The following is a 19686-nucleotide window of genomic DNA, read 5'->3' as shown; positions in this document are numbered from 1 at the left end:
TCCTGGAGATGCGCAGCATCACCAAGGAGTTCCCGGGTGTCAAGGCGCTGTCCGACGTGTCCATCACCGTCCGGGCCGGAGAGATCCATGCGATCTGCGGCGAGAACGGCGCCGGGAAGTCGACCCTGATGAAGGTCCTCTCCGGCGTGTACCCCTACGGCACGTACGAGGGGGAGATCCTGCTCTACGGCGAGGAGCAGCGCTACCGCGACATCGCGGCGAGCGAGCAGGCCGGGATCGCGATCATCCACCAGGAGCTCGCGCTGATCCCTGAGCTCTCGATCACCGAGAACATCTTCCTCGGCAACGAGATCCGCCACTTCGGCGCGATCGACTGGCGCGCCCAGCGTCAGCGCACGGTCGAGCTGCTGGCCCGCGTCGGCCTGCGCGAAGACCCCGACGTCGCCATCAAGACGCTCGGTGTCGGAAAGCAGCAGCTGATCGAGATCGCGAAGGCCCTCAACAAGGACGTCAAGCTCCTCATCCTCGACGAGCCCACCGCGGCACTGAACGAGAACGACTCGCAGCACCTCCTCGACCTGATCCTGGGTCTGAAGGCCAAGGGCATCGCGTCGATCATGATCAGCCACAAGCTCAACGAGATCGAGCAGATCGCCGACGAGATCACGATCATCCGCGACGGTCGCACGGTCGAGACGCTCGACATCTCGCGCGGCGAGATCAACGAGGACCGCATCATCCGCGGCATGGTCGGCCGCTCGCTCGAGAGCCGCTACCCCGACCGCACCCCCGAGATCGGCGACGTGTTCTTCGAGGTCAAGGACTGGTGGGTGCAGCACCCGACCGTGTCTGAGCGGATGGTCGTCAAGGGGTCGAACCTCAACGTGCGTCGTGGCGAGGTCGTCGGCATCGCCGGTCTGATGGGCGCGGGCCGCACCGAGTTCATGATGAGCATCTTCGGTCGCTCCTACGGCACGTTCCTCGGCGGACAGATCGTCAAGGACGGCCAGGAGATCACCATCCCCGACGTCTCCTCGGCGATCAAGCACGGACTCGCGTACGTCAGCGAGGACCGCAAGGTGCTGGGGCTCAACCTGCTCGACACCATCAAGCGGTCTGTCGTGGCGGCGAAGCTGTCGAAGATCTCGAAGCGCGGCGTCGTCGACGAGCGCGAGGAGTACTCGGTCGCCGAGCGCTACCGCAAGGCGCTGCGCATCAAGACGCCCAGCGTCGAAGAGGGCGTCGGCAAGCTCTCGGGAGGAAATCAGCAGAAGGTCGTGCTGGCCCGGTGGATGTTCACCGACCCCGACCTGCTGATCCTCGATGAGCCCACGCGCGGCATCGACGTCGGAGCGAAGTACGAGATCTACGCGATCATCAACGAGCTCGCCTCCCAGGGCAAGGGCGTCATCGTCATCTCCAGCGAGCTGCCCGAGCTGCTCGGCATCTCCGACCGCATCTACACAGTCTTCGAAGGTCGGGTCACCGACTGCATCCCGGCCGACCAGGCGACACCCGAGGCTCTCATGCGCAGCATGACCTCCGCGACTCAGAAAGCATCCGCATGACCACCGACCTCACGACAACGAAGCGCGGCTTCCACTTCGGCGACATCCGCAAGATGTTCGGAAGCAACGGCACCTCGTCACTGCGCCAGTTCGGCATCCTGGGCAGCCTCATCGTCATCATCGTCCTCTTCGAGGTGCTGACGCTGCTGCGCAACGGACCGAACGGCGCGACGCTGACGTCGGGCAACCTGATCAACGTCATCAACCAGTACTCGTTCATCCTGATCCTCGCGATCGGCATGGTGATGGTCATCATCATGGGGCACATCGACCTGTCGGTCGGCTCCGTGGCGGCCTTCACCGGCATCATCGTCGCGAAGTCGATGGCCGACTGGAACCTCCCTTGGCCGCTGGCGATCCTGCTCGGCCTCGGCGTCGGTGCCCTGGTGGGCGCCTGGCAGGGGTTCTGGGTCGCCTACGTCGGGGTGCCCGCGTTCATCGTGACGCTCGCCGGCATGCTCTTCTTCCGTGGCGCGCAGCAGTGGATCGGTGACGCTCAGACGATCCCGGTGCCCAAGGGCTTCCAGGTGATCGGCACCGGCTACCTTCCTGAGGTCGGGCTCCCGCTGGACTTCAACGTGCCGACCATGATCCTCGCGCTGGTCGCGGTGGCGTGGCTGGTCTTCTGGGAGATCCGCACCCGTCGCCAGCAGCACAAGATGGGCTCCGACAGTGCGCCCCTCTGGGTCAGCGTCGTCAAGGTCGTGCTGCTCTCGGTCGTCGTGCTCGCCGCTGCGTGGATGTTCGCGACGGGTCGCCCGGGCACGAGCTTCCCGGTTCCGGGTCTGATCCTGCTCGCCCTCGTGATCATCTACTCGTTCATCACGCGGAACACCGTCTTCGGTCGCCACATCTACGCCGTGGGTGGCAACCGCCAGGCCGCACGCCTCTCCGGCGTGAAGGACCGCTGGGTCGACTTCTTCGTCATGATGAACATGTCGATGATGGCCGCACTCGCCGGCATGATCTTCGTCGCCCGTTCGCAGGCATCCGGACCGAACGACGGCACCGGCTGGGAGCTCGACGCGATCGCGTCGGTGTTCATCGGTGGTGCTGCGGTCGCCGGTGGTATCGGTACCGTGATCGGCTCGATCATCGGTGGTCTGGTCATGGCGTTCCTCAACAACGGTCTCGCTCTGCTCGGCCAGGGTGCCGACGTCGTCTCGATGATCAAGGGCCTCGTGCTGCTGCTCGCGGTCGGCATCGACGTCTGGAACAAGCAGCAGGGCCGTCCGTCGCTCATCGGTCTCCTGACCCGCCGGTCGGGCCGCAGGAGCGACCCGGAGGCCACCGCGACCTTCGAACCCAACAGGACTTACCAAGCCCCTCCCGTCGATAAGACGAGGGCCGAGTAAGCGGACTCTCCGCGCAGTGCTCGCACGCAGAATCCGTCACATCACACAGAAAGAGATCACATGAAGAAGATCATCGTCACAGCGACAGCGCTCGTCGCGACGGCTGCCTTCGCACTCACGGGCTGCTCCGGTGAGCGCGGCGGCGGAACCGACACGGGATCCGGCGAAGAGGCCGAAGCAGGCTTCGCCGCCGACTCCTCGATCGGTGTCGCCCTTCCCGACAAGACCAGTGAGAACTGGGTCCTCGCGGGTCAGCTCTTCACGGACGGCCTGGAAGAGGCCGGCTTCAAGGCAGACGTGCAGTACGCTCCGGCGAGCAACACGGTCGCCGAGCAGCAGAACCAGATCCAGGCCATGGTCACCAACGGCGCCAAGGTCATCATCATCGGCGCGAAGGATGGCAAGCAGCTCGCCACCCAGGTGCAGGCGGCCAAGGATGCCGGCGCATACGTGATCGCGTACGACCGTCTCATCGAGAACACCGAGGCAGTCGACTACTACGTCGCGTTCGACAACTTCAAGGTCGGCCAGCTGCAGGGCCAGGCCCTGCTCGACGGTCTCGCCGAGCGTGCGGGCCACGAGGCTCCGTACAACATCGAGCTCTTCTCCGGCTCGCCGGATGACGCCAACTCGAAGGTCTTCTTCGACGGCGCCATGGACGTGCTCCAGCCGGAGATCGACAACGGCAACCTGGTGGTCGTGTCGAAGCAGACCGAGATCGCGCAGACCGCGACCGAGGGATGGCTTCCGGAGAACGCGCAGAACCGTATGGACACGCTGCTCACCTCGTCGTACAGCGGTGACACCGTGGTCGACGGCGTGCTGTCGCCGAACGACACCCTTGCTCGCGCCATCATCACCTCGGTGCAGCAGGCCGGCAAGCCGGTTCCGGTCGTCACGGGTCAGGACTCCGAGGTCGAGTCGGTGAAGTCGATCATGGAGGGCATCCAGTACTCCACGATCAACAAGGACACCGCACTGCTCGTCGAGCAGTCGATCAAGATGGTCGGCCAGCTGCAGAAGGGCGAGACCGTCGATGTCAACGACGAGGAGTCGTACGACAACGGCGCCAAGGTCGTTCCGGCGTACCTGCTCGACCCGATCATCGTCACCAAGGAGAACGCTGCTGAGGCGTACGCCAACGTGCCGAGCCTCCTCGAGATCGTGAAGTCGTACCAGTAAGCGACATCGCACTCACCGCAGACGAGCCGTCCGGACCTTCGGGTCCGGGCGGCTCTTCGCCATGTCGGGTCGACTTTTCACACCGCGCGCGGACGAGCCGCTGGCCGGAAGCGGACGTCCTGTCGGAGGACGTCCGCACACGGCGCTAGCCCCAGACGGGGTCGTCGGGATCGGGAGAGTCTGTGCCGTCGGCATCTGTCATGATGCGCGCTTCAGCGATCCACGACGTCAGAGGGCCATCGCGGAGGAGATGAGGCCGCGGTGTGTCGAGCAAAACGGAGGCGGCGACCTTGTCCAGCGGCTCATCGCTCGCGAAAATGACGACGTTGCCGAGTGGCCCTTCCGCATCTTCCGGCTCTGCGTCGAGCACGACAGCGACGTGATCGAACACGGTGCTCAGGGTCGCGGCCTGTCGTCGTGAGTATTCGAACGGATGCCCGTCGAGCAGGTTCACGGCGACCACGCCCGCTGCTGCGGAGCGCGCGGCGACCCGGCGATAGAACTCCTGGCTGGCCACACGATGCCGGATGACGGCGGCATCCCAGAGATCGACGACGGTGAAGCACGCCTCCACCCAATCGGTGTCGATTGCGGTGCGATAACTCGCGGCGTCGTCAAGTCCGGGGGACGGAGATGACTGCACCGGCGATGTCTTCTCATTCGGAAAAGCGGCGTCCGCGACCGTTCGAGCGTCACCGAGGATGACTCGTATGTCAGACCCGGGAGGCAACGGCAGCGCGTCGATGACGGCGGCGTAGAGCGCGGGTTCGAACTCCACCACCAGCTGAGGTGATCCGGCGCGCGTCGCCTGGACGTAGCGTGCCAGCGTGAGTGCTCCGGCCCCCAGATGCACGGTGAACAGCGGCGCACCAGGCTCGGCGGCGGCATCCATTGCGCGGGCGATGTGTTGGGTGTAGCTGTACTCGAGGTCGGTCGGCTCGGTCATCGAGACGACGGACTGCGCAATTCCATCCACGCTGAGCTCGAAGCGACCGGGTCGCCTTCTCGACTGCACCAGCTTTGCCTTGCGGTCGGCTAGTGAGAGCGAGAACACCCGGCGACTCCATGGCACCTGCCTAGTTTAAGCCGGAGGGGATCGGTCGGCGGCTGCCTCTGGAGGAGCAGAGCGCCGTAGGCGAACTTGCTCTCGGAAGGCCGAGCCTCCTCGAGATCGTCGAGTCGTACGAGAAAGCGATCAGCCATCGGGCAGAAGAGGGCCGCTCGGACCTTCGGGGCCGGCGGCTCTTTCTTGTTGTCGTGCTGCTGTGGTGCGTTCTTCAGCAGCCGACGCCGGCCGGGTTCTCGTGGCAGGTGTGGGCGACGAGCGCGGTGCGGGCCTCGAGGATGCGGATCTCCTGCGTGGCGCCGCTGGTCGTGAGCTGCCCGGGAATGTCGATCCATCCGCCGCCGAGGTCCACCTGCGCGGTGAATCGGATGTCCACGCGGGCCGGGTACACGCCGGGTTCGCGGTAGACGTGGCTGGTCGGGGTCGGCGTGAACTGCGCCTGACCGAGCGCCTCCCACGTCTGACCCGGCGTGGTCACGGTCGCCGAGCTCCCGTCGCCGTACGTGTAGATGTAGCTGGCCGGCGCGAAGCGCACACGCAGCGGGGCGCCGAACAGCTCGCCGTCTTGGATCTGCGTGGATGCTGCGGCCGTGAAGTTCGTCGGCATCCCGGCGATCCCGACGTTGCCGGGTTCGGCGGTCGCACGGATTGATGCCGGTGCGAATCGCGCCAGGTCGGAGATGGTGATCGTCGGCGCGCCCGGCGTCGACGGAGCGGAGGCCGGGGGAGCGGGCCGGTTCGGGCGCGGCGCACAGCGCGTGGTGCCCGAGTCGTCCATGCATGCCGCGAGGTCGATCGCCTCCTGGCTCGGTCCCGACGGTGTGCTCGGACCCTTGCCGTCGCCCGGACCGCCATCACTCCAATTCGAGTCGGTGCCGGGATCAGTGCTCGGCTGCTGCTGGGTGCCGGAGATGGTGAGGGAGGAACCATCTGTGCCGTACAGATAGTCGCCCGCGCTGTCGCTTCCGTCAGCCGTAGCCATCATCGACCAGAGCGCGCCCGCGACTGCAGCAACAGCTATCAGTCGGTGCATTGTTCGTCTCCCACGCGACGTGAGGAGTCCATGGTGAGCGGCCGGTCATCCCCCGCCACGAACTCAACGGATAGGGCGTACATGTCCGGCCGCCCGGGTGCGACGAGTGAATTGCCGTTGGCATCCATCACATTTACCGCGCTCACATCCAGACATATCGCGGCGATGACAAGGTCATAGGGCGGCGAGCTCGACTCGCCTTCGAAGCTCGCCACCCTTGCGTCGCCGCTGATGATGTGGCCTTCCGCGTGCATCACCGAGAAGTTCTCTCGATCCGCAGCCTCAAGACCCCCGCTCGCTAGCAGAAACAGCGGTTCGAACGTCTCCGGGAGCGCCGGATCGAGTTCGTTCAACGCCTCGTTGTACGCCCGGTACACCTTCTCCGCTGCAGCGAACGCCTCCTCCTCGTTGGCGAAGGCCGCGGTGGGCGTAGGGGCGGGCTCGGGTTCAGTGGTGCATCCCGCGAGAGCGCCAACCCCCAACGCCACTACGGCGACAGCAACTATGCGCGCGCCCAACCGTGGAACTGCCGCACCACCGCCTCTGCCGTGACGAATCGCAAGAACGGACAAGGGGCGCAATGGAGGAGGAGTCACCGCGCCACCGTAGTGAAATCGGCCAGGCTCGCGTCGCGTTTCTCCACAGGTCCGCGCCAGCGCGAACGTCTCCGCTCAGAACGGCGCACGCACGGCATCCGATTCGGTGAAGATCACCGTGTTCGGTGCAGGGGGAGTGTCGATGTACGTCCGCCCGATGGGACTCGTCCACTCCATGACCCCGCCGGGCTTCTGCTCGACGTGCCATGGCGTGTGATGTTTCAGAACGTGATGTCGGCGACAGAACGATGCCAGGTTCGATTCGCAGGTCGCGCCACCCGTCGAGGCAGCATGGTTGTGGTCGAGGTCGCATTTCCGCGCCGCCACTCCGCATGCCGGGAATCGACATCGCTGATCTCTCGCCCGTAGGTGCCTGCGCAGGTGGCCGCTCGGTCGGTATCGGTCGACGGCGAGGACGCGACCGGTGATCGGATGCGTCAGCACCCGCTCCCATCCCTTCGTCTGCCCGGCCAATCGGCGCGCGGTATCGACGTCGATCGGAATCACGCCGTCGAGCTCGGCGGGCGGCGCCGCCTCGGCATCCGGAGCACCCGACCCCTCGTGCGCATCGTCGTCCATCAGGGTCGTCACCGGAACGGTGATCTCAATGCGCGCACTGATGGTCGCCAGCAGTCCGTCTTCGCTGTCGTGCCCGGTCGGCTGGCCGCTGAGCACGAGGTCGGCGAGCAGGTCGGCGCGGATCTCGTCGACCGTCCGATCATCCGCCTCGAACTCATCGCCGTCGCGAGCCGCCCGCCGCTTCGCGCGAAGGTTCTCGACGCGCAGTGCGTGCGCCATCTGCGAGAGACGGTCGAACATGCCGTGGACGAGCGCGGCAGGCGCGTGCGTGTGCAGCGTTGCCATCCCGTCTTCGCCATCCGTCGCCCAGACTCGCCGCTGAGATCTGGCGCGACGATGCCGCTCCGACACTGTCGTCGGAGCGAAGCGCTCGGCCACACGGCGTGCCAGCGCGCGCAGTCGGTTCGGCGATTCCACCTCCGCCAGCGGAAGGATCACCGCGGAATATGCCTCGCGGTGATCGGGCGACTCGAGGCCCGAACCTGCGTCGACGATGACGCGGGAGTGCGCGGCGCTGATCCGCCCCGCTCCCTGTGCGGCCCAGACGGCGGGGAACCGATCGACCAGCAGCTCCGCCGCTCGATGGTGCGATCGCTGACATGCTGCACGGCTCCGATCTCGGCCGCGATGGTTCTGATCGAGTGGTCTCCCCGGTCCGGGTGATCCCCCTGCTTCGCGATGTCGACCGCGAGCCGACCGGCGATCGCCAGCAGCCCGTCGCGCGCGGCGCTCATGCTGCTCACTGTCGCCTCTGCGACTTGCAACGCGGCGACGAGATCGGCGAGATTCGCGATTTGCGTGTCCGTCGCGTCGAGCAGTGCTGTCATGTCTCCGAGTAGATCACGGACCACCGACATTCGAACAAAGCTTCGAGACATTCCCGAACCGACATGATCCCGGAAGAGTGATGACTCATGCGACACTGACGTCATGCTCCTTCACGCCGTCGACGTCGGCGACGGCCCTCGTACGGTGGTTCTGCTCCACGGGATGATGGGCTCGGCCGACAGCTGGTGGCGTGTGATGCCGGTGCTCGCTGCACAGGGCTTCCGTGTGCTGGCGATCGATCTCCCCGGTCACGGTCTGTCCCCGCGAGACCCGCGTCTGACGATCGAGCGGGCCGCATCGTCGGTGGTCGAGACCGTCCGAAGTCTCGCCCCGGGGCGGCCGCTCGCGGCCGTCGGGCACTCCTACGGGGCGAGCGTGCTCGCACAGGCGGCCCCGCTGCTCCGACCTGAACCGGGCATCTATATCGATGCCGCACTCGTCCTCCCCGGCGGCAGCGACCGTGACGATCTCATCGAGCGGTACGCCCGCGATCGCGAAGCGCGACTGTCGCCGGAGGACCTCCGCGCCTCGCGTCCGTTCTACTCGGAGAGGGATGCCGAGATCGAGGCCCTCGCCGCCCGCCGCTTCGACCCGACGACCATGGCATCCGTCTCCTGCGGCCGCGATCACATGTGGCTTCCCGACCCGGGGTCGATCATCGTCCGCGCCGACCCGAGCGACTGGGTGACCGCCGCCGACGTCGCCCGGTTCGAGGCGAACGGCATCGACGTGCGCAGCATCCCCGGAGCCGCGCACACTGTCTGGTACAGCCACTTCGAGGAGTTCACGGCGTCGCTCCCGGAGCTGTTCGGCCGGCGCGCTCGTGCGCAGGGTGCCGGATGCGAGGCAGCCGTGACAGGAGGCTGACCGGGCCACCCAGACCGCGCGACTACCCTGGGGAGTGACATGGCACATCTTCTCGGGGCAGAAGCCCTTCATCTCGAATATCCGACGAGGGTCGTCTTCGACTCCGTGACCCTCGGCATCGAAGAAGGTGACCGCATCGGCATCGTCGGCCGCAACGGCGACGGCAAGTCGAGCCTCCTCGGAATGCTCGCCGGCATCAAGGAGCCGAACTCGGGCCGCGTCACGGTGCGCGGTGGCACGACCATCGGCGTCCTGGACCAGGCCGACACCCTCAGCGACGACCTGACCATCAGCGCGGCGGTCGTCGGTGACACCCCGGAGTACGAGTGGGCCGGCGACCCGCGCATCCGCGACGTGATCGAGGGACTGCTGAAGGACCTGCCCTGGGATGCGGAGATCGGCTCCCTCAGCGGAGGCCAGCGCCGACGCGTGTCACTCGCCAAGCTGCTGACGGGGGACTGGGACGTCATCGCCCTCGACGAGCCCACCAACCACCTCGACGTCGAGGCCATCACCTGGCTCGCCGGACACCTCAAGAAGCGGTGGAGCCCGAACTCCGGAGCGCTCATGGTCGTGACTCACGACCGGTGGTTCCTCGACGAGATCTGCACCGAGACCTGGGAGGTGCACGACCGCATCGTCGAGCCCTTCGAGGGCGGCTATGCGGCGTACATCCTGCAGCGCGTCGAGCGCGACCGCATGGCGGCGGCGACCGAGGCCAAGCGTCAGAACCTCGCCAAGAAGGAGCTCGCGTGGCTCCGTCGAGGGGCGCCCGCGCGAACCGCGAAGCCGAAGTTCCGCATCGATGCGGCCAACGAGCTCATCGCCGACGTGCCGGAGATCCGCGACAAGGTCTCCCTGCAGTCGCTCGCCGTCTCTCGTCTCGGCAAGGACGTCGTCGACCTGCTCGACGTCGGAGTGACCTATCCGACCGCCGACGGCGGCACCCGCGAAGTCCTCCGCGACGTCGAGTGGCGCATCGCACCGGGGGAGCGCACCGGCATCCTCGGTGTGAACGGCGCCGGCAAATCGACGCTGCTCGGCCTGATCTCGGGAACCGTCGAGCCCACCGTCGGCCGTGTGAAGCGCGGCACGACCGTGAAGGTGAAGACGCTCACGCAGCGCCTCGACGAACTCGAGGACGTCCGACGCGAGCCGGTGCGTGTCGTGATCTCGCGACTGCGCACCTCGTACACGATGGGATCCGGCTCGAAGGCGCAGGAGCTCACGCCGGGCCAGCTCCTCGAGCGGCTCGGCTTCGATTCGGCGCAGCTCTCCACCCCCGTGAAGGATCTCTCCGGAGGTCAGCAGCGCCGCCTGCAACTGCTTCTCGTGCTCCTCGACCAGCCCAACGTGCTGATCCTCGACGAGCCCACCAACGACCTGGACACCGACATGCTCGCGGCCATCGAGGATCTGCTCGATTCGTGGTCGGGAACCCTGCTGGTGGTCAGCCACGACCGGTACTTCCTCGAGCGCGTCACCGATCAGCAGTTCGCGATCCTCGACGGCCACCTGCGGCACCTGCCCGGCGGCGTCGACGAGTACCTGCGCCTGCGCCAGTTGCAGACCTCGGCACCGGGCAGGTCGCAGACGGCCGTCAACACCGAGAAGAAGGCCCCCAGCCTCGACGGTGCCGCACTGCGCGCCGCCCAGAAAGAGGTCTCGTCGCTCGAGCGCCGCATCCAGAAGCTCACGCAGCAGGTCGACAAGGCGAAGACCGCTCTGGCGGATCACGACCAGTCGGACTTCGCCGGCCTCGGCGACAAGATGAAGGCGATCAGCGACCAGCAGGCCGAGATCGAGGAACTCGAACTCCGCTGGTTCGAGCTGACCGAAGAGCTCGACTGACGAGAGGTCTGGCCCTTCCGCCCTCGCGGGAATACGGTGGCAGTCGAATGCGCTGTGCTCTGGGCGGGGTTCGATGCCAGCCGGGATCGCACAGCTTGATCCTGCGGTACCCGGGAGGTTCAGATGGAAGGACTCGAGGTCACCGTCCTGATCGGACTCACGATCCTCGTGGGCACGTTGATCGCGCCGCGCGTTCGACTCGCGCTGCCGCTCGTCCTCGTGATCTTCGGACTCCTGCTCGGCTTCGTCCCGCAGCTCCGCGAGATCCAGCTGCCCCCTGAGACGGTCCTGCTGCTGTTCCTCCCGGTGATGCTGTTCTGGGAGAGCCTCACGACCTCGCTGCGATCGATCCGCCGTGACTTCCGCTACATCCTCCCGATGAGCACGGTGCTCGTCGTGGCATCCGCATTCGCCGTCGCGGGCATCGGTCTGCTGTTCGGGATGCCGTGGGAGACCGCGCTGATCCTCGGCGCCGCAGTGGCCCCGCCGGATGCGACGGCCGTGGCAGCCCTCGGCAGGCTGCTGCCCCGGCGCATGTTCATGAAGCTCAAGGCCGAGAGCCTCACGAACGACGGAACCGCGCTCGTGCTCTACGCGATCGCCGTCTCGCTGGCTCTCGGCGGCAACATCACGCCCTTGTCGGTGACGATGTCGGTGCTCACCTCCTATGTCGGAGGAATAGCGGCCGGTGTCGTGATCGCAGGCCTCGGGTACCTGCTGCTGCGTCGCACCTCTTCGACGATCGTCATCAACGTCGCGCTGCTGCTCATCCCGTTCAGCGCGTTCCTCCTCGCGGAGATCGTGCACGCCTCCGGCGTGCTGGCCGTCGTCGTCGCCGGTCTCATCGTCGCCTATGTCTCCCCCCGGGTGACGACAGCCTCGTCGCGGCGGCAGGCCGACGCCGCATGGCCGTTCGGCGTCTTCCTGCTCAACGGAGCGCTGTTCGTGCTGATCGGGCTCGAGGTGCAGTTCGTCGCGCATGAGATCTCCGCGGCAGCGATCGGCCGGCTCGTGCTCATCACCCTCGCGGTGTGGGGGACGCTGCTCGTCGTCAGATATCTCTTCCAGCTGCTGAACGCGCCCTTCCAGCGACGCAATCCGGCGCTTCCGTCCCGTGGTGCCAAGGCGCGATCGATGGCGGTGTCGACGGTCGCAGGCATGCGGGGTGCCGTCTCGCTCGCGATCGCGCTGTCGGTTCCGGCCGCCAGCGCGACCGAGGGCGAGATCGCCGGACGCGACGAGATCGTCTTCGTCACGGCGGGAGTGATCCTGCTCAGCCTGCTCGTACAGGGGCCGCTGCTGCCGGCGATCGTTCGCTGGGCGCGTTTCCCGGTCGATCACATGGAGGCCGAGGAGTACGAGCTCGCCGAGCGGACGATCTCGGGCGCGGCACTGGCCGCCCTCGACGACCTCGCCGTCGAGCACGGCGTCGGTCAGGAGATCCGAGACAAGGTGCGTGCCGAGGGCTACCAGATGCTCGAGTTCTCGAACGCGCGTGCGCTGGCGCGCGAACAGGCGATCGTCGATGCCGAGGCCCAGGCGCTCGACGTCATGCTCGACGAGCCCGATCCGCTCGGCGGCGGCCAGCAGATGAGCGGGGGAGCGGATGCCGGTGCCGCGGAGGCGTCGGTCGCGCTGCGACTGCCGGACGCGACTCGTGTCGGCGACGACGGTGAGCTCGCGGACGGCGAGGTCAGGACTCTGCAGATGATCGCCACCTCGGCCGACGTCGACGTCATGCAGCGGTCGCCGCTGCTGCGTCACGAGGAGCACACGCGCCTCAAGCTCGCGCTCATCGACCGCAAACGCGAGGTGCTGCTCGGGCTGCGCAGAGACGGGACGATCGACGACCTCGTGGTCCGTCGGATCTCGGCACGACTCGACCTCGAACAGGTCCGGCTGCAGGGCATCGAGGACTACGACTGAGAGCTGTGACGCTCTGTGACACTCGATTGTCGCGCAGCGCGTCGCCCTGCCTAACGTATTCGAGTCCCCCAAGAGAGGAACCCGAACACTCATGTCCATCACAGCATCCCGTCGGACCACATCCGTCATCGCCGCGCTCGCCGCGGTCCCGCTCTTCGTCGCACTCGCAGGCTGCGCGACCGCATCGTCCGACGCCGGTTCCGGCGGCTCCGAGGACGAGACCGTCAAGATCGGTGTCGTCGGCAAGGGAGACGCACAGTGGGCTCCTTTCGTCGAGGCAGCCGCTGACGAGGGCATCACGGTCGAGCTCGTCGACTTCGGCTCGTACGAGCAGCCGAACCCCGCTCTGACCGAGGGTGAGATCGACCTCAACCAGTTCCAGCACATCGTGTACCTCGCCGAGTACAACACGGCATCCGGCTCCGACCTGACGCCGGTCGGCTCGACGGCGATCTACCCGCTGGGCCTGTACTCGCAGAAGTACGACGATGTCGACGACATCCCCGAGGGGGAGACCGTCGCGGTTCCCGACGACGCATCGAACCAGGCTCGCGCGCTGCTCGTGCTGCAGTCGGCCGGACTCATCGAGCTCAAGAGCGGCGGCACGATCTTCTCCGACCTCTCCGACATCGACACGGGCAAGTCCAAGGTCGAGGTCACCGCGCTCGAGGCCGCGCTGATCCCGACGTCGCTGCCCGACGTCGCGGCGGCGATCATCAACAACGACTTCGTCGAGGATGCGGGTCTGACCTTCGAGGATGCGATCGCTCAGGACGACCCTGAAGACCCGAACGCGCTGCCGTACGTGAACATCTTCGCGGCCCGCGCCGAGGACGCCGACAACGAGACGTACCTGAAGCTCGTCGAGATCTTCCAGACCAATGAGGACGTCCAGGCCGGCCTGCTCGAGTCGTCGGGTGACACCGCCGTGCCGCTGCAGACCCCGGTCGAGGATCTCGTCGCCTCGCTCGAGAAGGTCCAGAAGGACACCGAGGCCAACAAGTAGGACGACCGGGGTGGGTGACACCCCCGTCCGATGAGGGAGAATCGGGTGGCGCTTCGTGCGTCACCCGATTCTTCGTTCTCGAAGCAGACAGACCGGAGTACCGCATGCCGATCGTCACCCTGACGAATGTCTCGAAGACCTACCCCTCCCGCACGCGTGACGAGTCCGAGGTCGTGGCCGTGGACGACGTGACCCTGTCGATCGAGAAGGGCGACGTCTTCGGGATCATCGGATACTCGGGCGCCGGCAAGTCCACGCTCGTACGACTGATCAACGCGCTCGAGCCGGCGACGAGCGGGACCATCACCGTCGACGACGTCGACATCACAGCTCTCAAGGAGAGCGAGCTGCGCAAGGTGCGCGGCGGCATCGGGATGATCTTCCAGCAGTTCAACCTGTTCTCCTCGCGCAGCGTCAAGGCGAACATCGCCTACCCGCTCAAGCTGGCCGGATGGTCGAAGCCGGACATCGAGAAGCGGGTCGCCGAGCTGCTGAGCTTCGTGGGCCTGGCCGACAAGGCGAAGGCGTACCCCGAACAGCTCTCCGGTGGCCAGAAGCAGCGCGTCGGCATCGCCCGCGCCCTCGCCACCGGCCCGGCCATCCTCCTCGCCGACGAGGCCACCAGCGCACTCGACCCGCAGACCACGCACGAGGTGCTCGACCTGCTCAAGCGGGTCAACCAGGAGCAGGGCGTCACGATCGTCGTCATCACCCACGAGATGGACGTCATCCAGACGATCGCCACCAAGGTCGCGGTCATGGAGAACGGACGGGTGATCGAGCAGGGCGATGTCTTCGACGTGTTCTCCGCCCCGCAGAATCCGGCCTCGCAGCGCTTCGTCGGAACGGTCGTGAAGGGCGTCCCGTCGCCGTCCGAGCTCGGCGTGCTGCGGGAGCGCCACCGGGGCCGCCTCGTCACGTTCTCGTTCCGCGACGGCGACTCGTCGCAGGCTCAGGTCTTCCTCGACCTCGCCGGCGCCGGACTCGACTTCGAGCTCGTGTACGGCGGGATCAACGACATCCGGGGGCGCGCCTTCGGCCACCTCACACTCGCGATCCGGGGTGAGAGCGCCGTGATCGACCGCGCGCTCGAGCAGATCGGCCAGCGCGTCGAAGTCACCGAGATCGCAGAAGAGGAGGCACGCTGATGGATCGTCTGAACGAACTGTGGCCCGACCTCTGGAAGGCCGCCCTCGAGACCCTGTACATGACGTCGTTCGCACTCGTGCTGGGCGGCATCCTCGGTCTCGCGATCGGCGTCATCCTGTATGTCACCCGTCCGGGCGGGCTCGCCGAGAACCGGGCCGTGTCGGTCATCGCGAACCTCGGGGTGAACTTCTTCCGCCCGATCCCGTTCGTGCTCTTCGTCGCCGTGGCGCAGCCGTTCGCCCGCGCGGTGGTCGGCACCGGCATCGGCACCACGGCCGGCGCGTTCATGATCGGTCTGGCCGCGGCGTTCGCCATCGGCCGCATCGTCGAGCAGCACCTCGTGTCGGTGTCGCCCGGCGTGATCGAAGCCGCGCGCGCCATGGGCGCAGGTCCCGCGCGCATCCTGTTCACGGTCGCGATCCCCGAGTCGCTCGGACCGCTGATCCTCGGCTACACGTTCATCGTGGTGGCACTGATCGACATGACCGCGATGGCAGGCCTCATCGGCGGCGGCGGCCTCGGCGCGTTCGCCCAGATCTACGGCTTCCGGCAGTTCGAGCCGGTCGTCATGTGGACGGCGATCGTCCTCATCGTCGTCTTCGTCCACCTCGTGCAGATGCTCGGCACGTGGCTCGCGCGCAGGATCATGCGGCGCTGACGGGAGCCTCCTGCAGCGTGCGCGTCGTGGTGAAGACCCGCGGCGCGCCGCTCAGCGGATCGACGAAGTGCAGCTCGCGCGCGAGCAGCTGCATCGGCTTCTCGAAGTCGTCGGGCTTCTCGCCACGCAACTCGGGGTAGAACGGATCGTTCAGGATGCCGAGCCCCAGCGCGGCGAGATGCACGCGGAGCTGATGCATCTTGCCGCTGTGCGGGTGCAGGAGCGTGTGCACGACGCGATCGTCGGCATCGATCACGTCGATCTGCGTCTCGGCGTTCGGCTCCCGCTCGTCGTCGACCTGGACCTTCAGCTCATTGCGGAGCTTCACGATGTGGTTGCGGTAGACGAGCGGGAATCGTGAGGCATCCCAGTCGGCCGGACGAGCCGACACGGCCTCGTACACCTTCTGCACCTGCCGCGTCTCGAAGAGCAGCTGATACGGCCCTCTCGTGGCCGGTCGCGCCGAGAACATCAGCACTCCTGCCGTGGCCCTGTCCAAGCGGTGGATGGGGGCGAGCTCGTCGTTGTCGAGAAGGTTGCGCAGTCGGATCAGCGCCGAGTTCTGCAGGAACTTCCCGCCGGGGATGGTGGGCAGGAAATGCGGCTTGTCGATGACCACCAGATCGTCGTCCTGATGGAGGACCTCGATCTCCACGGGGAGACGGGTCTCGACGGGCGGGTCGCGGTAGTACCAGATGAACTCCTCGACCCCCAAGGGCGTGTCCCGTGCGAGAGGGGTGCCGTCGCGGGCGACGATCTCACCGCGATCGAAGCGGCTGAGCAGCCCCTCGGGATCGAGGTGGAAGAAGCGCTCGATCATGTACGCGCCGACGGTCGGCCATTCGCCGCTCATCGGCACGTGCAGACGCGTCGCGCCGACGCCGCCGCGCACCGGAAGAGGGGAGAGCATGCCCATCCGTCAGCCCCTCACGCGTCGAAGCTCAGGCTCAGCTTGCGCAGCAACGCAGCGAGCCGATCGCGGTCACCGCGGGACAGCGCCTGCAGCAGGTCGTCCTCGACGTCGACGAGGCGCGTGATCGCGGCATCCACCCGGATGCGTCCGTCGTCCGTGAGCGTCACGAGCACGCTGCGGCCGTCGGCCGGGTCGCCCTCCCGTCGCACGAAACGTCGGCCGACCAGACGGTCGATGCGATTGGTCATGGTGCCGCTCGACACCAGCGTCTGCTGCAGCAGCTGCTTGGGGGAGAGCTGGAAGGGCGCGCCCGCGCGGCGCAGAGCCGACAGCACGTCCCATTCCCAGGCCTCCAGGTCGCTGCGTCGGAACACATCTCTGCGAGCCCGGTCGAGCAGCCTGGTCAGGCGATCCATCCGCGACAGCACCTCGAGAGGCGAGAAGTCGAGGTCGGGGCGCTGGGTGTTCCAGGCGCCGACGATCCGATCAACCTCATCCGCCTCAGTCATCCGTCCATTATCGCCGGTAGCACGCAGGTGGACGTGGCAGACTTGATCCGCGGCGCCCTCGGGGGCCGCGGTCCGCCGTGGTGTAATGGCAGCACGACAGCCTTTGGAGCTGTTAGGTCTAGGTTCGAGTCCTGGCGGCGGAGCATGACTGGGAACCATCTCGCGATCATCGTCCTCGCCGCAGGCCAGGGCACCCGCATGCGCTCGCGTCTTCCGAAGGTGCTGCACCCGATCGGCGGGCGTCCGCTCGTCGGCCACGTGCTGACCACCGCGACGCGACTCAGCGCCGATCACATCGAGGTCGTCGTGCGGCATGAACGCGACCAGGTCGTCGCCGCACTCGAGAAGGACTACCCGACCGCGGTCTTCATCGATCAGGACGACGTCCCCGGCACCGGACGCGCAGTGCAGGTGGCTGTCGACGCGCTCCCTGCCGACTTCGACGGCGACGTGCTCGTGCTCTCGGGCGACTGCCCTCTCGCGGATGCGGACACGCTGGGCTCGTTCCTCGACGCGCACCGCGCCGCGCAGGCGGAGGCGACCCTCATGACCGCCGTGGTCGAGGACCCGACCGGCTACGGCCGCGTCATCCGCGACGCCGACGGCGGCGTCGATCGCGTCGTCGAGCAGAAGGATGCGACGACCGAAGAAGCTGCCGTCAGCGAGATCAACGCGGGCATGTACGTGTTCCGCGTCTCGACGCTCCGCAAGTACCTGCCGTCGGTGGGCGTCGACAACGCGCAGGGCGAGATGTATCTGACCGACGTGCCGGGGCTCCTCCGCCGCGATGGCAGCCGTGTGGCGGCATCCGTCGTCTCCGACGTCACCGTCACCTACGGCGTCAACGACCGCGCTCAGCTCGCGGAGGTCGGTCGTCTGCTCAACCGCCGCATCGTGCGGCGCTGGCAGCTCGAGGGCGTCACCGTGATCGATCCGGCGACGACGTGGATCGACGACGACGCGACCCTCGCGCCCGACGTCACGATCCTCCCGAACACGCACATCCTGCGGGCGACGACGATCGCCGAGGGCGCCATCATCGGACCGGACACCACCCTCGTCGACTGCGAGGTGGGAGAGGACGCGATCGTCCGCCGCACCGATGCGACGCTCGCGGTGATCGGTGCCGAGGCCACGGTCGGACCGTTCTCCTTCCTGCGGCCGGGCACCGTCCTGGGGGCCAGAGGCAAGATCGGCGCCTACGTCGAGACCAAGAACGCCGAGATCGGCGAAGGCAGCAAGGTGCCGCACCTGTCGTACGTCGGAGACGCGACCATCGGGCGAGGCGTCAACCTCGGTGCCAGCACGATCACCGCGAACTACGACGACGTGAACAAGCACCGCACGGTGGTCGAGGACGAGGTGCACACCGGCTCGCACACGACCCTCGTCGCGCCCGTTAGGCTGGGAGCCGGCGCCAAGACAGGTGCTGGCGCTGTCGTCCGCAAGGACGTCCCCGCCGGCTCCCTTGCCATGAGCGTCGCCCCTCAGCGCAACATCGAGGGTTGGGTCGAGAAGAACAGGGCAGGCACGGGCGCGGCAGACGCCGCAGCCCGAACCCGAGTGGCGGAGTAGGCAGAACGATGGCGCGCAAGAAGAAGACGGTCGATCTGGACAGGGACAACGGCATCGCTCCGGGTCTCGTTGCCAAGACCAAGAAGCGACTCGTGGTCGCAGGTGGTCGATCGCACCCCGAGCTCACCGCGGCGGTGGCCGCGTCGCTCGGAACAGAGGTCGTGCCGACAGAGCACCGCACCTTCGCATCCGGTGAGATCTACGCCCGGTTCGAGGTGTCGATCCGAGGCTGCGACCTCTTCCTGATCCAGACCTTCGGTGAGCCGGTCAACGAGTGGCTCATGGAGACCCTCATCATGATCGACGCCGCGAAGCGCGCGTCCGCCAAGCGCATCACCGTCGTCGCCCCGTACTATCCGTATTCGCGTCAGGACAAGAAGGGCCGCGGCCGTGAGCCGATCAGCGCCCGCCTCGTCGCCGACCTGCTGAAGACCGCCGGCGCAGACCGCGTGATGAGCGTCGACCTGCACGCCGCACAGATCCAGGGCTTCTTCGACGGTCCCGTCGACCACCTGTTCGCCAAGCCCGTGCTGCTCGAGTACTTCCAGCGCACGCTGAGCCCCGCCGACCGAGAGATCCTCACGGTCGTCTCGCCCGACATGGGTCGTGTCCGCGTGGCCGACACATGGTCCGACAGCCTCGGCGCCCCGCTGGCGATCATCCACAAGCGACGCGACCCGAAGGTCGCGAACCAGGTATCGGTGCACGAGATCGTCGGAGCGGTCGAGGGTCGCACCTGCCTGCTCGTCGACGACATGATCGACACCGGTGGAACCATCGTGAAGGCCGCGCAGGCGCTCAAGGCCAACGGCGCGCATCGCGTGATCGTCGCCGCGACGCACGCGATCTTCAGCGATCCGGCCTCGGAGCGTCTGCAGGACGCCTCGATCGACGAGGTCGTGATCACCGACACGATCCCGCTCACCGAGTCGCGTCGCTGGGACAAGCTGACGGTCCTCCCGATCGCCCCGATGCTCGCGCGTGCGATCCACGAGGTCTTCGAAGACGGATCCGTCACGAGCATGTTCGGCGGAGACGCGTAAGCGACTCATATATCGGGCACA

17 protein-coding genes and 1 tRNA gene are annotated in these 19686 nt (G+C 67.0%); 12 read left to right on the top strand and 6 right to left on the bottom strand.

From position 1 onward, the window contains the following. The first annotated feature begins 8 nt into the window (after positions 1–8). The 3 genes from mmsA to LQZ85_RS00630 are packed head-to-tail and all read left to right on the top strand — an operon-like array spanning position 9 to position 4066. Positions 9–1529 carry a multiple monosaccharide ABC transporter ATP-binding protein gene (mmsA, locus tag LQZ85_RS00640; protein ID WP_222839478.1) on the top strand — a complete coding sequence of 507 codons (1521 nt, stop codon included), beginning with the start codon at positions 9–11 and terminating at the stop codon, positions 1527–1529. Beyond that, complete coding sequence (gene mmsB / locus LQZ85_RS00635; protein WP_053097084.1) at positions 1526–2884, top strand: multiple monosaccharide ABC transporter permease; 1359 nt, start codon at positions 1526–1528, stop codon at positions 2882–2884. The genes mmsA and mmsB overlap by 4 nt, the downstream gene beginning before the upstream one ends. Before the next feature lie 60 nt (positions 2885–2944). Continuing rightward, positions 2945–4066, top strand: a complete 1122-nt coding sequence (locus LQZ85_RS00630; protein WP_053097082.1) for a sugar-binding protein — start codon at positions 2945–2947, stop codon at positions 4064–4066. 145 nt (positions 4067–4211) lie between these two features. Here LQZ85_RS00630 and LQZ85_RS00625 read toward each other — a convergent pair whose 3' ends face one another. The 4 genes from LQZ85_RS00625 to LQZ85_RS00610 all read right to left on the bottom strand — a co-directional run bounded on the left by LQZ85_RS00625 (position 4212) and on the right by LQZ85_RS00610 (position 7907). Continuing rightward, on the bottom strand, positions 4212–5042 hold the full coding sequence (locus LQZ85_RS00625) for a hypothetical protein (protein WP_230100335.1): 831 nt from the start codon (positions 5040–5042) through the stop codon (positions 4212–4214). 301 nt (positions 5043–5343) lie between these two features. Continuing rightward, positions 5344–6165, bottom strand: a complete 822-nt coding sequence (locus LQZ85_RS00620; protein WP_230100334.1) for a PKD domain-containing protein — start codon at positions 6163–6165, stop codon at positions 5344–5346. Further along, complete coding sequence (locus LQZ85_RS00615) at positions 6153–6737, bottom strand: hypothetical protein (RefSeq protein WP_157538294.1); 585 nt, start codon at positions 6735–6737, stop codon at positions 6153–6155. Before LQZ85_RS00615 ends, LQZ85_RS00620 begins: the two co-directional genes overlap by 13 nt. A 99-nt stretch (positions 6738–6836) precedes the next feature. Then, the gene (locus tag LQZ85_RS00610; protein WP_230100520.1) at positions 6837–7907 is read right to left on the bottom strand and encodes an HNH endonuclease signature motif containing protein; all 1071 of its coding nucleotides are present in this window, start codon (positions 7905–7907) and stop codon (positions 6837–6839) included. A 363-nt stretch (positions 7908–8270) separates the two neighbouring features. Between LQZ85_RS00610 and LQZ85_RS00605 the strand changes: the two genes are divergently transcribed. From LQZ85_RS00605 to LQZ85_RS00580, 6 genes are all read left to right on the top strand, one after another. Further along, complete coding sequence (locus LQZ85_RS00605; protein WP_056280023.1) at positions 8271–9035, top strand: alpha/beta hydrolase; 765 nt, start codon at positions 8271–8273, stop codon at positions 9033–9035. 39 nt (positions 9036–9074) lie between these two features. Then, positions 9075–10886, top strand: a complete 1812-nt coding sequence (locus tag LQZ85_RS00600; protein ID WP_056280025.1) for an ABC-F family ATP-binding cassette domain-containing protein — start codon at positions 9075–9077, stop codon at positions 10884–10886. Between the two features lie 123 nt (positions 10887–11009). After that, on the top strand, positions 11010–12812 hold the full coding sequence (locus tag LQZ85_RS00595) for a Na+/H+ antiporter (protein WP_056280027.1): 1803 nt from the start codon (positions 11010–11012) through the stop codon (positions 12810–12812). Between the two features lie 91 nt (positions 12813–12903). Continuing rightward, on the top strand, positions 12904–13818 hold the full coding sequence (locus LQZ85_RS00590; protein WP_053097067.1) for a MetQ/NlpA family ABC transporter substrate-binding protein: 915 nt from the start codon (positions 12904–12906) through the stop codon (positions 13816–13818). 104 nt (positions 13819–13922) lie between these two features. Next, positions 13923–14966, top strand: coding sequence for a methionine ABC transporter ATP-binding protein (locus tag LQZ85_RS00585; protein ID WP_056280029.1), 1044 nt, complete (start codon positions 13923–13925; stop codon positions 14964–14966). Next, on the top strand, positions 14966–15625 hold the full coding sequence (locus LQZ85_RS00580; RefSeq protein ID WP_053097064.1) for a methionine ABC transporter permease: 660 nt from the start codon (positions 14966–14968) through the stop codon (positions 15623–15625). The genes LQZ85_RS00585 and LQZ85_RS00580 overlap by 1 nt, the downstream gene beginning before the upstream one ends. On the opposite strand, the gene LQZ85_RS00575 is transcribed toward LQZ85_RS00580, so the two are convergent. Together LQZ85_RS00575 and LQZ85_RS00570 are read right to left on the bottom strand one after the other, a co-directional pair. Next, complete coding sequence (locus tag LQZ85_RS00575) at positions 15612–16535, bottom strand: pseudouridine synthase (RefSeq protein ID WP_200955190.1); 924 nt, start codon at positions 16533–16535, stop codon at positions 15612–15614. The two genes, LQZ85_RS00580 and LQZ85_RS00575, sit on opposite strands and share 14 nt — an antisense overlap. Before the next feature lie 17 nt (positions 16536–16552). Continuing rightward, on the bottom strand, positions 16553–17047 hold the full coding sequence (locus LQZ85_RS00570; RefSeq protein ID WP_053097060.1) for a MarR family transcriptional regulator: 495 nt from the start codon (positions 17045–17047) through the stop codon (positions 16553–16555). 71 nt (positions 17048–17118) lie between these two features. On the opposite strand from LQZ85_RS00570, the gene LQZ85_RS00565 reads away from it, so the two are divergent. The 3 genes from LQZ85_RS00565 to LQZ85_RS00555 all read left to right on the top strand — a co-directional run bounded on the left by LQZ85_RS00565 (position 17119) and on the right by LQZ85_RS00555 (position 19665). Next, positions 17119–17190: transfer RNA gene (locus tag LQZ85_RS00565), tRNA-Gln, on the top strand. Between the two features lies 1 nt (position 17191). Continuing rightward, positions 17192–18622 (top strand): bifunctional UDP-N-acetylglucosamine diphosphorylase/glucosamine-1-phosphate N-acetyltransferase GlmU, encoded by a 1431-nt coding sequence (gene glmU, locus LQZ85_RS00560; RefSeq protein ID WP_230100333.1) that lies wholly within the window; start codon positions 17192–17194, stop codon positions 18620–18622. 8 nt (positions 18623–18630) lie between these two features. Continuing rightward, positions 18631–19665: a ribose-phosphate diphosphokinase gene (locus LQZ85_RS00555; RefSeq protein ID WP_053097056.1), complete on the top strand. Its 1035-nt coding sequence runs from the start codon at positions 18631–18633 to the stop codon at positions 19663–19665. Positions 19666–19686 lie beyond the last annotated feature (21 nt).

This window comes from Microbacterium sp. Bi98, from assembly GCF_918698045.1.
Lineage (GTDB): Bacteria > Actinomycetota > Actinomycetes > Actinomycetales > Microbacteriaceae > Microbacterium.
This window is presented reverse-complemented; position numbering and strand designations above follow the sequence as displayed.

Coding starts and splice junctions, on each gene's coding strand:
- mmsA (WP_222839478.1), top strand. CDS start 9: ATGCGCAGCATCACCAAGGAGTTCCCGGGTGTCAAGGCGCTGTCCGAC.
- LQZ85_RS00630 (WP_053097082.1), top strand. CDS start 2,945: ATGAAGAAGATCATCGTCACAGCGACAGCGCTCGTCGCGACGGCTGCC.
- LQZ85_RS00600 (WP_056280025.1), top strand. CDS start 9,075: ATGGCACATCTTCTCGGGGCAGAAGCCCTTCATCTCGAATATCCGACG.
- LQZ85_RS00620 (WP_230100334.1), bottom strand. CDS start 6,165: ATGCACCGACTGATAGCTGTTGCTGCAGTCGCGGGCGCGCTCTGGTCG.
- glmU (WP_230100333.1), top strand. CDS start 17,192: ATGACTGGGAACCATCTCGCGATCATCGTCCTCGCCGCAGGCCAGGGC.
- LQZ85_RS00605 (WP_056280023.1), top strand. CDS start 8,271: ATGCTCCTTCACGCCGTCGACGTCGGCGACGGCCCTCGTACGGTGGTT.
- LQZ85_RS00585 (WP_056280029.1), top strand. CDS start 13,923: ATGCCGATCGTCACCCTGACGAATGTCTCGAAGACCTACCCCTCCCGC.
- mmsB (WP_053097084.1), top strand. CDS start 1,526: ATGACCACCGACCTCACGACAACGAAGCGCGGCTTCCACTTCGGCGAC.
- LQZ85_RS00575 (WP_200955190.1), bottom strand. CDS start 16,535: ATGCTCTCCCCTCTTCCGGTGCGCGGCGGCGTCGGCGCGACGCGTCTG.
- LQZ85_RS00555 (WP_053097056.1), top strand. CDS start 18,631: ATGGCGCGCAAGAAGAAGACGGTCGATCTGGACAGGGACAACGGCATC.
- LQZ85_RS00590 (WP_053097067.1), top strand. CDS start 12,904: ATGTCCATCACAGCATCCCGTCGGACCACATCCGTCATCGCCGCGCTC.
- LQZ85_RS00595 (WP_056280027.1), top strand. CDS start 11,010: ATGGAAGGACTCGAGGTCACCGTCCTGATCGGACTCACGATCCTCGTG.
- LQZ85_RS00570 (WP_053097060.1), bottom strand. CDS start 17,047: ATGACTGAGGCGGATGAGGTTGATCGGATCGTCGGCGCCTGGAACACC.
- LQZ85_RS00580 (WP_053097064.1), top strand. CDS start 14,966: ATGGATCGTCTGAACGAACTGTGGCCCGACCTCTGGAAGGCCGCCCTC.